This window comes from Prevotella sp. P6B1 (assembly GCF_000702825.1).
Classification (GTDB): domain Bacteria; phylum Bacteroidota; class Bacteroidia; order Bacteroidales; family Bacteroidaceae; genus Prevotella.
Genome location: NZ_JNKF01000010.1, coordinates 707,583 through 721,109, shown reverse-complemented (window position 1 = coordinate 721,109; position 13,527 = coordinate 707,583). Strand labels below are relative to the sequence as shown.

General features: G+C 50.3%; 5 protein-coding genes. 2 read left to right on the top strand and 3 right to left on the bottom strand.

Annotated features, from left to right (window positions below; all coding sequences use genetic code 11):
- Window positions 1–27: 27 nt before the first annotated feature.
- The gene (locus T495_RS0103760) at window positions 28–3,345 is read right to left on the bottom strand and encodes a TonB-dependent receptor (protein WP_081831997.1); all 3,318 of its coding nucleotides are present in this window, start codon (window positions 3,343–3,345) and stop codon (window positions 28–30) included.
- Window positions 3,346–3,674: 329 nt separating this feature from the next.
- Between T495_RS0103760 and T495_RS16115 the strand changes: the two genes are divergently transcribed.
- Window positions 3,675–5,771 (top strand): family 43 glycosylhydrolase, encoded by a 2,097-nt coding sequence (locus tag T495_RS16115; protein WP_231495041.1) that lies wholly within the window; start codon window positions 3,675–3,677, stop codon window positions 5,769–5,771.
- A gap of 19 nt (window positions 5,772–5,790) precedes the next feature.
- Entirely contained in the window at window positions 5,791–7,242 is a 1,452-nt protein-coding gene (locus T495_RS0103750) for a family 43 glycosylhydrolase (RefSeq protein ID WP_033147616.1), read from the top strand.
- A 55-nt stretch (window positions 7,243–7,297) separates the two neighbouring features.
- On the opposite strand, the gene T495_RS0103745 is transcribed toward T495_RS0103750, so the two are convergent.
- Window positions 7,298–9,277: an alpha-amylase family glycosyl hydrolase gene (locus T495_RS0103745; protein WP_033147615.1), complete on the bottom strand. Its 1,980-nt coding sequence runs from the start codon at window positions 9,275–9,277 to the stop codon at window positions 7,298–7,300.
- Between the two features lie 108 nt (window positions 9,278–9,385).
- A complete protein-coding gene (locus T495_RS0103740; RefSeq protein ID WP_051651832.1) occupies window positions 9,386–13,435 on the bottom strand; it encodes a hybrid sensor histidine kinase/response regulator transcription factor in 4,050 nt (1,349 codons plus the stop codon).
- Window positions 13,436–13,527: the final 92 nt, after the last annotated feature.

Below are 13,527 nucleotides of genomic sequence, written 5' to 3'. Positions count from 1 at the left end.
AATTTTCAATTGTCTATTATCAATTGTTTAGAAGGTTACATTTATACCACATGAATAAGTGCGAGGCATTGGATAACGACCAGTGTCAAGACCTGTGTAGAGTACACTTCCCTGACCGCACTCAGGATCGCCGTACTTGTTGTAGCCAGAGATGCAGCATACATTCTGAACTGCGAGGTAAATACGAGCGTTCTGGATGAGCAGCTTGCTTGAAATGCTCTTTGGAATTGTATAACCTACCTGGATATTAGAAATCTTCAGGAAATCACCATTCTTAACCCATGCATCGCTGGCGCGCATGTTGTAGTTCTCGTCAAGGATTGAGAGACGAGCCTCACTTCCGTTAGGATTGCTTTCAGACCAAGCATTAGCAGCAGCCGAAGCAAGAATGTTTGGAGAAGTACCATCGTCAGAACAGAACATATTGGTCAGACGCATAGCTGAGTAAGAGTAGATCTTCTGACCGAATACACCGTGCATCTGCATTGTGAAGTCAAAATCCTTATAGTTAGCACCAAGTGTCAAACCATAGTTCAAAGATGGGAATCCGTTACCGAGAATGTCCATATCGCTCTCGTTGAGAACACCGTCATTATTGAGGTCCTTGAACAGATAGTCACCCATCTTAGCTGTCTGACCCTGAGCCTTAGCCTTATCCAGCATAGCCTGGTCCTTGATGATGCCTTCTACGCGATAGCCATAGAATGAACCTACAGCCTCACCCTCCTTACAGATAGAGTGGTTGCCCCAGTGATAACCGTCGGCAGCACCTACTGCACCAGTGTTAGAACCGTCACCAGTACCCTGACCAGATGAATCTGAGTTGGTGTTGTAGATAGGATCACCCATCTTATTTACCTTGTTGGTCAGTGTAGAACCTGTCAGAGTTGCATTGATAGAGAAGTCCTTGTTGATGCGCTTGTTGAAACCAACCATGAACTCGAGACCCTTGTTCTCAATCTCACCGTAGTTGGTGTAGATGTTAGCATAACCAGATGATGGACGGATGTTACGCCAAAGCAGAAGGTCCTTAGATTTACGAATGAAGTAGTCTACACCGATAACGAGCTGGCTGTTGAAGAATGCGGCATCGATACCAAAGTTGAGCTGCTCGTTGGTCTCCCACTTCAGGTTGGTGTCCTTAAGAATATTATAATAACCAGTTGTAACCGTAGGTGTACCAGTACCCAGACCAAGAGGATCAGTTGCTTTATAGTAAATATAACGACCGTCAACATTCAGACCAATTACAGACATATCTGTGGCACCACCTGAGTTACCAGTCTGACCCCAACCGAAGCGGAGCTTCAAGTTGTTGATCCAGTTGATATCCTTCATGAATGCCTCCTCAGAGATACGCCAACCGGCAGCTACTGATGGGAAGGTACCCCAACGGTTACCAGAACCGAAGTTTGAAGAACCGTCACGACGAATGGTAGCGGTCAACAGATAACGGTCCATCAGGCTGTAAGATGCACGTGCGAAGTAAGAGATCATGCGACTCTCCAGGTTCAGACCACCACTTGCGTTACGCTTAGTGGGCTGAGTTGTCAGACCAAGGTCACGGTTGTCTTTAGAATCATAGCCAACTGATGATCCGCCTACCCACTGACCATACCAGCGAGAAACCTCGTTACCAAGCATTACGGTTACATTGTGGATATCGTTGCTCCAGTTGTAGGTCAGAGTGTTCTGAATGCGGAGCGTCTGGCTTTCGTTGTTGCCAAGATCGAAACGATAGTCATTGTTCTCAGAAGGATTATAGTAAGCATCGCCTTTTCCCTGTGTAACGTCAATACGTTCACCGTTTACATAGTTCACACGCTGGATACCACCATAGAAGTTCTCGTTTGAACCAGCATAGTAGTCGTATGCAAGAAGAGTCTTCCAAGAAAGGCCATCGATTGGAGTGATGGTCAAGTAAGCTGTTGAAAGTGTGCGGTTGCTGCGGTTGCGACCGTGCAGATCCATCTGCTTGGCATACATATTACCAAGAGTTGTTCCCCAGAATCCATCATTGAAGTTCTTACCACCGGTAACATCACCAAAAGTTCCGTCAGGGTTAACTACATTTGGAGAAATGTATGTACCAGCAGGAACACCATCATAAGTAACAACAGTATTAGTAACGAAATCCATAGAAGGACATGCGAATGCGAAGTCGCGCAGAGAAGACAGGTTACCGAAGTTACCTACAGAAACGTTAGATCCATAGCTGTCAGTATGTGTCCAAGAAACGTCGGCACCGAAAGCAATATACTTGTTAACCTGAGAGTTAACGTTTGCACGTGCAGTAATACGCTGATACTGGGTGTTTACAACCAGACCGTCGTTACGCAGGAAACCGAGAGATGCGTTGTACTGGGTCTTTTCGTTACCGCCAGAAGTAGAAACATTGTAGTTCTGACGCAATGCTGAACGTGTCATAACATCCTGCCAGTCAGTATACTTACGCTTACCGTCATATTCTGCATTCCAAACAGGGTTCCACATGATGGCATTACCTGATCCATCCACCTGTCCGTCATTGATACGTGCCTGACGGAGGTTAGCGGCATACTGGTCGCCACTGCATACATCAAGCTTAGAGCTGAGAGTCTGGATACCGAAGTCGGCAGTAATATTAATATTAGAATGTCCCTTTGAACCATGCTTGGTGGTAATCATGATGACACCGTTAGCACCTGCAGAACCGTAGATAGCAGTTGCAGAAGCATCCTTCAGAACGTCGATAGACTCAATATCGCTTGGGCTTACAAAATCAGCATTGTCACCTACCTGAACTCCGTCTACTACGTAGAGAGGAGCAGCGCTACCGTTAATAGTGGCGACACCACGGATGCGGATCTGAGCCTTTGCACCAGGCTGACCATCCTGCATGGTAACGATTACACCAGGAGCAGCACCCTGCAGGGCCTGACTGACGTTGACAGGTGATTTCTTCATGACGTCTTCGGTGTTTACTGATACAACAGAACCGGTGATGTCGCTCTTCTTCATTGTACCGTAACCAACAACTACGATGTCGTTCAGCATCTGTGCGTCTTCTTTCAACACGATTGTAATGTTGGTTTTGCCCGCAACTTTTACAGTCTGTGGTACATAACCAACATAAGAGATGTTCAGGGTAGCATTTGAGGCTGCCTGAATTTGGAAATTACCATTAAAGTCAGTGATTGCACCATTTTGCGTACCCTGTACTTTTACAGTGGCACCAATGATTGGTTCACCAGCTTCATCATTCACCGTTCCCTTAACCAGACTCTGAGCCAGCGCTCCCAATGGGAACAAACAGAGCAGGAACAGTGCCATTAACGGCTTTTCGATTGATTTAAAATTCCACATAATTAATTTAATTAGTTAGATAATTGTAATATATGTTTGGCTGAATTTGTCATTCAAACCTAAAGTTTTAAGCTTGCAACGGCATTGGCGTTATTGGCCGCGTTTTCGGCTGCAAATATATATTAAAATTAACTTAAATACTTTATTTTATGTAACGCAGAGTTTATAAAATCAAAATAATGCCTTAAAATGTTACACGACACAAATTTTGTGTTACAAATTGCAAACAAACATTATTAAACGTTTAACAATAATTCTACTCATATTATTAAAAAATATGTAACTTTGCAACAGAAAGCATGACAATAATAAGTAATAAACCATCGCCAATGAAGAAAATTTGTATTTCAGTACTGATGTCTGTGCCTTTGCTGACCATGGCACAGAACCCAGTGATCCGCGACCAGTTCTCGGCCGACCCGACGGCTCGCGTGTTCAACAACAAGGTGTATCTCTATCCATCGCACGACATCCTGCCACCTGCCGACCAGCAGCGCAAGGACTGGTTCACCATGGAGGACTACCATGTATTCTCGTCGGAGAACCTGACCGACTGGACCGACCATGGTGTGATTGTTACCCAGAACAAAGTACCCTGGGTGAAACCTAACTCCTACTCGATGTGGGCACCCGACTGTATCTACAGAAACGGGAAGTACTACTTCTATTTCCCCTCAACACCTGCTAACGGCTTCGGTTTCGGCATCGGTGTAGCCATCGCCGACAGTCCTGAAGGACCATTCGTTCCAGAAGCAGAGCCCATCAAAGGCATCAGCGGCATCGACCCCTGTGTGCTCCAGGCATCTGACGGCAATGCCTATATCTTCTGGGGAGCAGGTCGTTGCGCCAAGCTCAAGCCCAACATGAAGGAACTCGCCGACGATACCCCCAAAGAAAAAGTGAAATGGGGCGACCGCGAATTCGAGATGTATGGCGTGGACTGCCTGAAAGGTCTGCCTAACCGTCAGGCGGAAGGTCCGTTTGCCTTTGAGTACAACGGCAACTACTACCTCACCTACCCTTACGTCAGAGAGAATACCGAAGTACTGGGCTATGCCATGAGCAAAAACCCGATGGGACCCTACGAATACAAAGGACTGATCATGGCCGAGCACGACAACGGCTGTTGGACCAACCACCACAGCATCGTCAACTACAAGGGCCAGTGGTATCTGTTCTATCACCGTAACCATTTCTCACCCCGCGACGACAAGCGCCGCTCGGTATGTATCGAGAAACTGAGCTTCAACCCCGATGGTACCATCCAGGAGGTGAAGCAGACCATGCGTGGTGTAGGCATCAACCAGGCCACAGAACGTATTGAGATCGACCGCTACAGCGCTGCCAGTCAGGATGTGACCACTCAGCTGATCGACACCGTGAACACTTTCCGCAGCTTCCAGGCCACCCTCCCTGCCAAAGGCAGCTGGTTGCGATACAACGATGTGGATCTCGCCTGTCTGACCGACGGCTATGTCCTCATCAATGCCAAAGCCGCCAATAACACCAAGTTCTATCTCCGTGAGAAGAATGCCAAAGGCAAGATCATCGCCAAATTCGACATGACCGTGAAGCCTGAGATGCCTGCCGGAACTCCCGCTATGTTCCGTCGCGACTTCAGTAACCAGTGGCTCACCCTCACAGCGCCATTGGAGTACACCCCCAAAGGTGTGACCGACCTGGTGATCACCGTTGAAGGCGATGCCGGCATCAGCGTGGACTGGGTACAGTTCAAGAACCGTCCTAAGTATTTCTCACGTGCTACTGCCACACCAGCAAAGCCCGATGAAGAAGGCTTCATCCGCCGTTGGCTGCTCTTAGAGCCTATCGACAAGCCCAACAGCGGCAATACAGTATTTACCGACTCTTATCTGCGTGAACATTTCAACATGCCCTATTTCAAAGGACAGCAGACTATCGTACCAAAGGATGGTCAGAAGGTGAAGGTATCCTTCAAACGCGAAGAGGTGCCCGCCGGCTTCGGCCGCAGCTTCGGCCAGTCTCAGGAGCCTGCTAAGCCCAAAATAGTCAACGTTAATCAGACGCTCACCTGGCACGCCCTCGACAGCGAGAACATGAACGTGAAGCTGTTCCGCTTTGCCGAGAAATGGGGCCAGCAGGTATATGGCGTGCTCTTCTGGGCAGTAACCATCATCGACTGCGACGAGGATATCGACAATGTCCGTCTGGCCGTAGGTTCCAACTCCGCCTCGATGTGGTGGCTGAACGGCGAAGAGGCCCTGCTGCTGAGTGGTGACCGTCGCATGGTGAAGGACGATGCCATGTCGCCACGTCTGAAGCTGAAGAAAGGTCGTAACATCCTGCGTGGTGCCATCATCAACGGCCCCGGCATGAGCGACTTCTGCGTCCGTTTCCTCGACGAGAAAGGTAACCCCGTTACCAACTACAAGGTAGTTAATAATTGAAAACTGACAATTGATAATTATGAAAAAACTTCATACAATACTGGCGACACTTGCTGTAACAGCAGCCGCTCATGCGCAGATTGGCGCTCCTTATATTCACGATCCCTCGACACTTGCTGAGTGTGATGGCAAATACTACACCTTCGGTACTGGCGGCGGTGGTCTCATCTCGGCCGACGGCTGGAGCTGGAACAGCGGTGCCGACCGCCCTGGTGGCGGCGCAGCGCCTGACGTTCTGAAGATTGGCGACCGCTACCTCTGTATCTATGGCGCCACGGGTGGTGGCTTAGGCGGCGGTCACGCTGGTCGTATCCTCACCATGTGGAACAAGACCCTCGACCCCAAGTCGCCCGACTTCAAATGGACAGAGGCTGTAGAGGTGTGTGCCTCTGACGGCATGGAGGATCAGGACGCCATCGACCCAGGACTCCTGTTAGACCCCACCACGGGGCGTCTGTGGATCAGCTACGGCACGTATTTCGGTACCATCCGACTGATAGAACTCGATCCCAAGACCGGTTTCCGTAAGAAAGGCAACAAAGAGAAGGACATTGCCATCGACTGCGAGGCATCCGACCTGATGTACCGCGATGGCTGGTACTATCTGCTGGGAACCCACGGCACCTGCTGCGACGGCGTGAACTCTACCTATAATATCGTGGTAGGTCGCTCACGCAGTGTTCAGGGCCCTTATCTCGACAATGTGGGCCGCGACATGTTGCATGGTGGCGGTAAGATGGTGATTGCTGCCGAGGAGCGTGCCTGCGGTGCCGGACACTTCGGCCGTTACATCATCGACGAAGGCGTAGAGGTGATGTCGTTCCACTGGGAGGCCGACTTCGAACGGAGCGGTCGCTCGGTATTGGCCGTACGTCCTCTCGTCTGGAAGAACGGCTGGCCTGTGGCTGGCGATAACTTCAAGGGCGGCACCTTCGAGATTGAGTCGGAGCGTCGCGGTTACGCCTTAGAGCTGACCGTTGATTTCGTCCGTATGCAGCAGGAGCGTCAGGGCTGGTTCAACCGTGAGCAGATGCAGCAGCCCGTAAAACCCATTGCCAACCAGACACTTGCCGAGGTCATCGGCACCTGGCCTCAGGGTAACATCCCTGCTCGTATCGGCGACTATATGCACCGTCCGCACCAGCGCTGGACCATCACACCGGTTGATGCTGCCGGCGGCTATCTGAGCAATCCTTACTTCAAGATCACCATCGAAGGTACAGAGCGTGCCCTCGCTGCTACTGCCGACAAGGAGGTGACCACAGTTCCCGCCTATACCGGCGCCGACGAGCAGCTCTGGCGTATCGAACAGCTCACCGACGGTACCTACCGTATCATGCCGAAGGCCATCCCTGGTCAGCCCGGTGTGAACACCGAGTTCTGCCTCTATTCAGCTGGTGACTCTACGCCGACATTAGCAAAGTATGATTTCACTTCCGACAACTCGAAGTGGAACTTCAAGAACCACTAAACAATAAAGCTCCCCTCCCGCATAAGGAGGGGAGCTTTCTATTCAAATATCATCCTTAGAATTCAAGTATCAGCGATTGACGCGCTTTCAGCTCCATATTCTTCGATACATCCACGTAACGATTAGTCAGGATATCCTTAGCCTTTGTTGCCTTACCGATGATCTCTGCATAACGTGCTACATCAAATGTAGCGGGCTTCGACGTGCCGTTCAGAATGGTCATAGCCGTCTTGCCCTTGTACTGACGGGCAATCACATAGACACCATTGAACGGGGTGAACTGAATCTGTCTGCCCTTGGTAATCACTTCATTACCCTGACGCCAGTGGAGCAGACGAGAGAGCCAGGTAAACATGGCCTGCTCGCTCTTGGAACGTCCTTCCTTGGTAAAGCAGTTATGTGTATCGCCGGGGAATCCACCGGGGAAGTCCTTACGCACATTGCCATCCGTTTTCTCCTTGGTACCATTCATCAGCACCTCGGTACCGTAATAGAGCTGGGGGATGCGGTTAACGGTGAGCAGCAAGGCTAAAGCCTGCTTCAGAGCCAGTGTATCCTTGCCATTACCCAGGAAACGGTCGGTATCATGGTTCTCAATGAAAGCCATTACACTCGAAGGGTTGGGATAGAGATAATCATAGACAAACGAGTTGTACAGGCGGTTAAAACCATTCCACCAGCCATCGGTCTCCTCGTACTTGGCCTGATTCAGCTTATCGAAGAACGAGAAATCCATCACGGTCTTCAGATAAGTATTGGTGAGCGGGTGCTGGGTGTTGGTAGATGGCGTGATCTTCGAATCCTTCTGCCAGGCAGCGGTATAAGCAGGCTCTGTGACCCAGGTCTCGCCTACTGTATTGAAGTTAGGATACTCTACATCGAGTTCTTTCAGCCACTGTGCCATCGCATCGGCATAGGCATAAGGATAGGTATCCATGCGGATGCCGTCGATACCCACAGTTTCAATCCACCAGATAGAATTCTGGATGAGGTAACGCATCAGGTGGGGATTATGCTGGTTGAGGTCGGGCATCGATGGGACGAACCATCCTTCTACCGTCTCCTTCAGATCGATCTCCGAAGCGTATGGATCGACCACAGGTGTCAGCTTATACGATGTCTGCAGGTAAGCACTCTTAGCGGGCTCAGAACCATCGGCATTAGCGGTAAAGCCAGTCATGGGGTCGCGACCGCTGTTTTTCTCTGTCAGCCACTCAGGTGTGTTCAACCAATCCTTGCTGGGCATATCCTTGGTCCAAGGATGTTCAAAACCGCTGTGGTTAAAGATCATATCCATCACAATCTTCAATCCCTTCTGGTGAGCCTCATCACAGAGACGCCTATAATCCTCATTGGAGCCGAAGCGTGGATCAACCTTATAATAATCGGTAGTGGCATAGCCATGATAGGTAGCGAAGCCGTTCTTTGAGTCGGGCGAATCGTTCTCGAGGACAGGTGTAAACCAAAGGGCTGTCACGCCCAACTCCTTGAAATAGTCGAGGTGTTCGCGGATACCATTCAGGTCGCCACCATGACGCAGACTGGGTTTGGTACGGTCTTCCACATAGTTACGCATGCCTTTGATCTGTGCCGGATGGTTAGCGCCCTGTGCAAAGCGGTCGGGCATCAGCATATAGAGCACATCGGCATTGGTGAAACCCATACGCTTGTCGCCGCTCATCTCGCGGGCCTTGAGCTGATACGGTACCTTCACCCCTTTCTTGCCCTTCACGGTGCCACCGGCAAAGGTCAGTGTCATCGTACCGGGTTGCGCATCACGCAGATTCATGTAAACCAACAGATAGTTAGGCGAATCAAGGCGAACTAAACTGTCGATCACCACACCGGGATAATCAGTGGTTACACTGGCAACATCGCGAATCCCCTGGCCATAGACCATCAACTGCACCTGCGGGTTCTTCATCCCTACATACCAGTCGGTGGGGTCGATACGGTCAATCACTTGTTTCTTTGCTGCACTCATTGATAATACATTTGCCATCAGGATGGCGGTTACTAATAAAATCCGTTTCATTTTTGTTCTTAGTTTATTCTCATGCTGCAAAGATAGGGATTTTTCTGATACGTTGTTCGCATCAGAAAAGAAATCCCGTAACCGATAGGGACAAACGATTGCACAACCCTACCCTTTGTACTCTGTAGGGGTGACACCAAACTGTTTCTTGAAGACAACGGAGAAATGACTCTGCGTACTGAATCCAGTCATATCGGCAATCTCGGCCACCGTATGCTTGCCGCTCTTCAACAACTCTGCCGCACGGTTCAGTTTGTAGGTACGGAAGAAACTGCTGGGCGTCTCGCCAGTCAGGCCCTTGATCTTATAATAGAGTTTGGTACGTGAGATATAGAGCAACTTGGTGATACGGGTGACATCGAGTTCCGAGTTCGACAGTTCCTCTTCCATCAGCTTATAAAGCTCTTCCATGAAGTGCTTATCCTGTTCCGACAGTACATTATCCACACCCTCCTCCTCGGTGGTAGTGGCTTTAGAAAGCAACTTGCGCACACGGTCGCGGTTCTTCAACTGCGACTGGATGAGCGCAGAGAGCACAGCTGGTTCGAAGGGTTTGGTGACGTAAGCATCGGCACCTACATTCAGACCTTCAACCTGATTCTCTGCGGTGACCTTCGCTGTCACTAAGATAACAGGGATATGACTCAACTGGATGTCCTGTTTGATCTCCTGACAAAGCTGATAGCCATCCTTACCAGGCATCGCCACATCGCTCAGCACGATATTCGGCTCTTCCGCCCGCATCTCCTCAAGCGCCGTATCGGCATCGAGACAGGTCACCAGGCGATAGTCGTGCGAGAACAGCATCCGCATATAGTTGATAATCTCCGTATCATCGTCGACAACGAGGATGGTCGGGCGGTCATCGTCATTCTGCTGACAATCGACAGTTGACAATGGATTATTCTTGGCAGAGCCAAGCGGCATAGCCGAGCAGCCAGTTGACAACTGGGCACCGACAGCCAGTGCAGTATCGCCTTCCAGCGGACGGCGCTCTGCCTCGGTATAGGCAGGCTCATTCATCGGATAAATCAAGGTAAACACAGCTCCTTCGGCGCCTTGACGGTTATCAGCAGTCAGGGTGCCATGGTGCAGTTCTGCCAACCGGCGCGAATAATAGAGTCCGATACCAGTACCATAGTTAACGATAGCCTTCGTCTGGTTATCCAACTGATAGAAGCGCTTGAAGATATTCTCCTTGTGCTCCTCGGGGATACCCTTACCTGTGTCGGCAATGGTTATCTTCACCTGGGCGTCAACCACATCCAGCTGCACATCTATCCTACCACCACGTGGGGTAAACTTCAAGGCGTTCGACAACAGATTACTTACAATCTTCTCCAGTTTATCGCCATCGGTCCATGCCATCAGCTGGTCTTCCATACCAAAACGATTCAACTGCAAGCCCTTCTCCTTGGCATTAAACTCGAAGGAATCGCAGATATTGTTCAGCAGTTTCACCACGTCTATCTGTTCTACAGTCAGGCGCAGGGTATCGTTCTCCAGCTTATTAAAGTCCATCAGCTGGTTCACCAGTTTGAACATACGTTGGATGCTGCGCTGGGCAATGCACAGCAAGTTGCGCTCCTCGTCTCCGACTCTGTCGCTCTTAGCCAACTGCGCCACAGGTCCGGCAATCATCGTCAACGGCGTACGGAACTCATGGGCGATATTCGCAAAGAAGCTCATGTTCATCTGATTGGTACGCAGTTCCTGTTCCTTCTCCATCTCTGCCTTTCGGGCAGCACGACGGGCAGCCACCACTCTACGGGCACTCTGATAGAGATAGAGTGCTATCAGCGCACCTATCACCGCATAGATCAGCCAAGCCCACCACGACAGCATGGGGGCAGGATCTACAATCACCGCTATCTGACGCACATCACTGGCATCCTGGTCGCTGGCACTATCGGAAGTGCGCACCCGGAAGGTGTAATGTCCTGCCGGCAGATTGGCATAGCTGGCGGTATGGGTACTACCTGCGTCAATCCAGTCGCTATCAAATCCTTCAAGCTTATAATAATAATGTACGCGTTCGTATTCGCCGAAGTCGAGGGCCGTATAGGAGATACTGAAACTGTTCTCACTATGCTTCAGACGAATCTCCTTACAACAGTCCAGCATGGTTTCGATAGGGCCTCCAGCTGCAGGACGCACCAGTTGATTGTGAATCTTCAGATGACTGAACAGGAGCGGTATCTTCCGGAGCGTGTCGATATCGGCTGGATTGAACATCGTCACACCATCGGAACCGCCAAACACCAGACTGCCGTTGGGCAGCTGACATGAAGCACGGTCGCAGAACTCGTCGCCAGCCAGTCCGTCGGCCTTATAGAGCGACGTGATGGTGCCCGTCTTGGTATCTAAACGGTTCAGGCCCTTCATGGTACTGATCCACAGATTACCCTGCCGGTCCTCCTCAATCGCAGCCACATCCGAGCACGAAAGACCCGCAATACGGTTCATCTCATTGGTACGGGGATTATAGCGTAGCAAGCCATTGCTGACAGTACCTATCCATACATTGCCCTGCTTATCCTGATGCATGTCCGTGGGGATAAAGACACTACGACGGATACAACGCTGCATGCCGGCGATGTCCTGCTGACTCAGCTTGCCGGTCTTGGGGTCCATCTTCATAATCTGCTGATAGAATGCTGAGATCAGCATGGTGCCATCGTTCAGTTTCAGCAACGAGGGGATAAAGGTAAAATCGACATTGAAAGCCTGTTTGGCCTCAGGCTCACTGGCACCGGGATGGAAGCCGAAGAGATAAGTGGTGCTGGAAGCAGCCCATACGGTACCATCGTCGGTCTGTTCAAAGTCCATCGTCATCGGCACTTGCCATTGTCCAAGAATATTCAGTCTATCGCCATCATACCGGCATTTCATCACGATGTTACTGGTCGACAGCCACAACAGTCCATCACGATCACAGAAGATGTGGGTGATGGCATTCTTACGCTCACCAGCAGGCAGTCCGGCTATCTCTATCTGCTCAGCCTTCTGGGTGGTAGCATGATAGACGAAGACGCCTTTCAGCAAGGTGGAGATCCAGAGGTTCGCCTGTTTGTCGATAGCCACAGCGAATACCGAGGAATTCTCAAGGACACGGTTCAGATAGTTGTCGCTACCACCGAACTTCTCTTTATAGTAATAATCGGCAAACAAGCCCTTATCGTAGGTTCCCATCCAGATATTCTTGCGTGAATCCTGGAATATCTGAGTCACATAAGCATCGGGAGCAGGCACCGTAAAGCCCGCATCGTTCTGTCCACGGAGAGTATGGGTCAGCAGGTTCAGCTCAAAGAGACCGTTGCGTGAGGTACTGAGCAGGATGCTGTTGTTATCCAACAGACAGGCAGCCTGTAGCACGCTGCTGTGCGCCGTCAGTCTGTCCATCATGTCCTGCGGCAGAGGTACCGACTGACGTGATTTGGTATCGTAGAGTGCCAAGGAGCCATTGCCTGAGCACAGGAACAGTCCATTCGACAGCAGGTCGAAGTAATAGAATCCATTATTGGGCGAGCCCTTGACCTCGTGTTTCTGCTTAAAAGTCTCACCACTGAACACCAGCAGATTGCCGGGCCCTGCCAACAGAATATCGTCGGCAGCGTCGATAAAGCAGTCGCCCCATGACTGGTTGGTCATCGCTCGCTGGATATGCGACAGGAAGATATGATGCTGTTCATCGTACATCAGCAGCTCTGTACCATTATAGACGAACACCCGCCCTTTCGAGTCCATCAGCAACTTTCGGGCATTACGATTGCCCGTCTGCATTAGCACTGGCTCAAAGGTATCCTGCCGGGTATAACGGCAGACACCGTTCACCGTAGCCACCCACAGGCGCCCCTGCTTATCGCAGAGCAGACCCTGCACATTATTATCAGGCAGACCCAGAGAATCGAAAGTACAGAAATACTGATGATACTCATGGCCGTCGTAACGGTTCAGACCTCTGAAGGTGCCTATCCACAATTGTCCGGCAGCATCTTCTGCAAGACACTGCACACGGGTATTCGACAGTTCCTGAGCCACCACCAGGTCGTGCTCTTCGTCCTTATCAAGATGAGTACCAGTTACACCCTGTCGTTCACAAGACAACATCATGACGATACAAAGCACACTGGTAAAGATTGATAAAATAGGTTTCATTTTAGTCATTATTTGTGGTAATCTGATGCAAAGATAAGTAAAATCTTCCATATATCATGGCGTTTAGGTGGTTATTTTGAACGAATCAAACA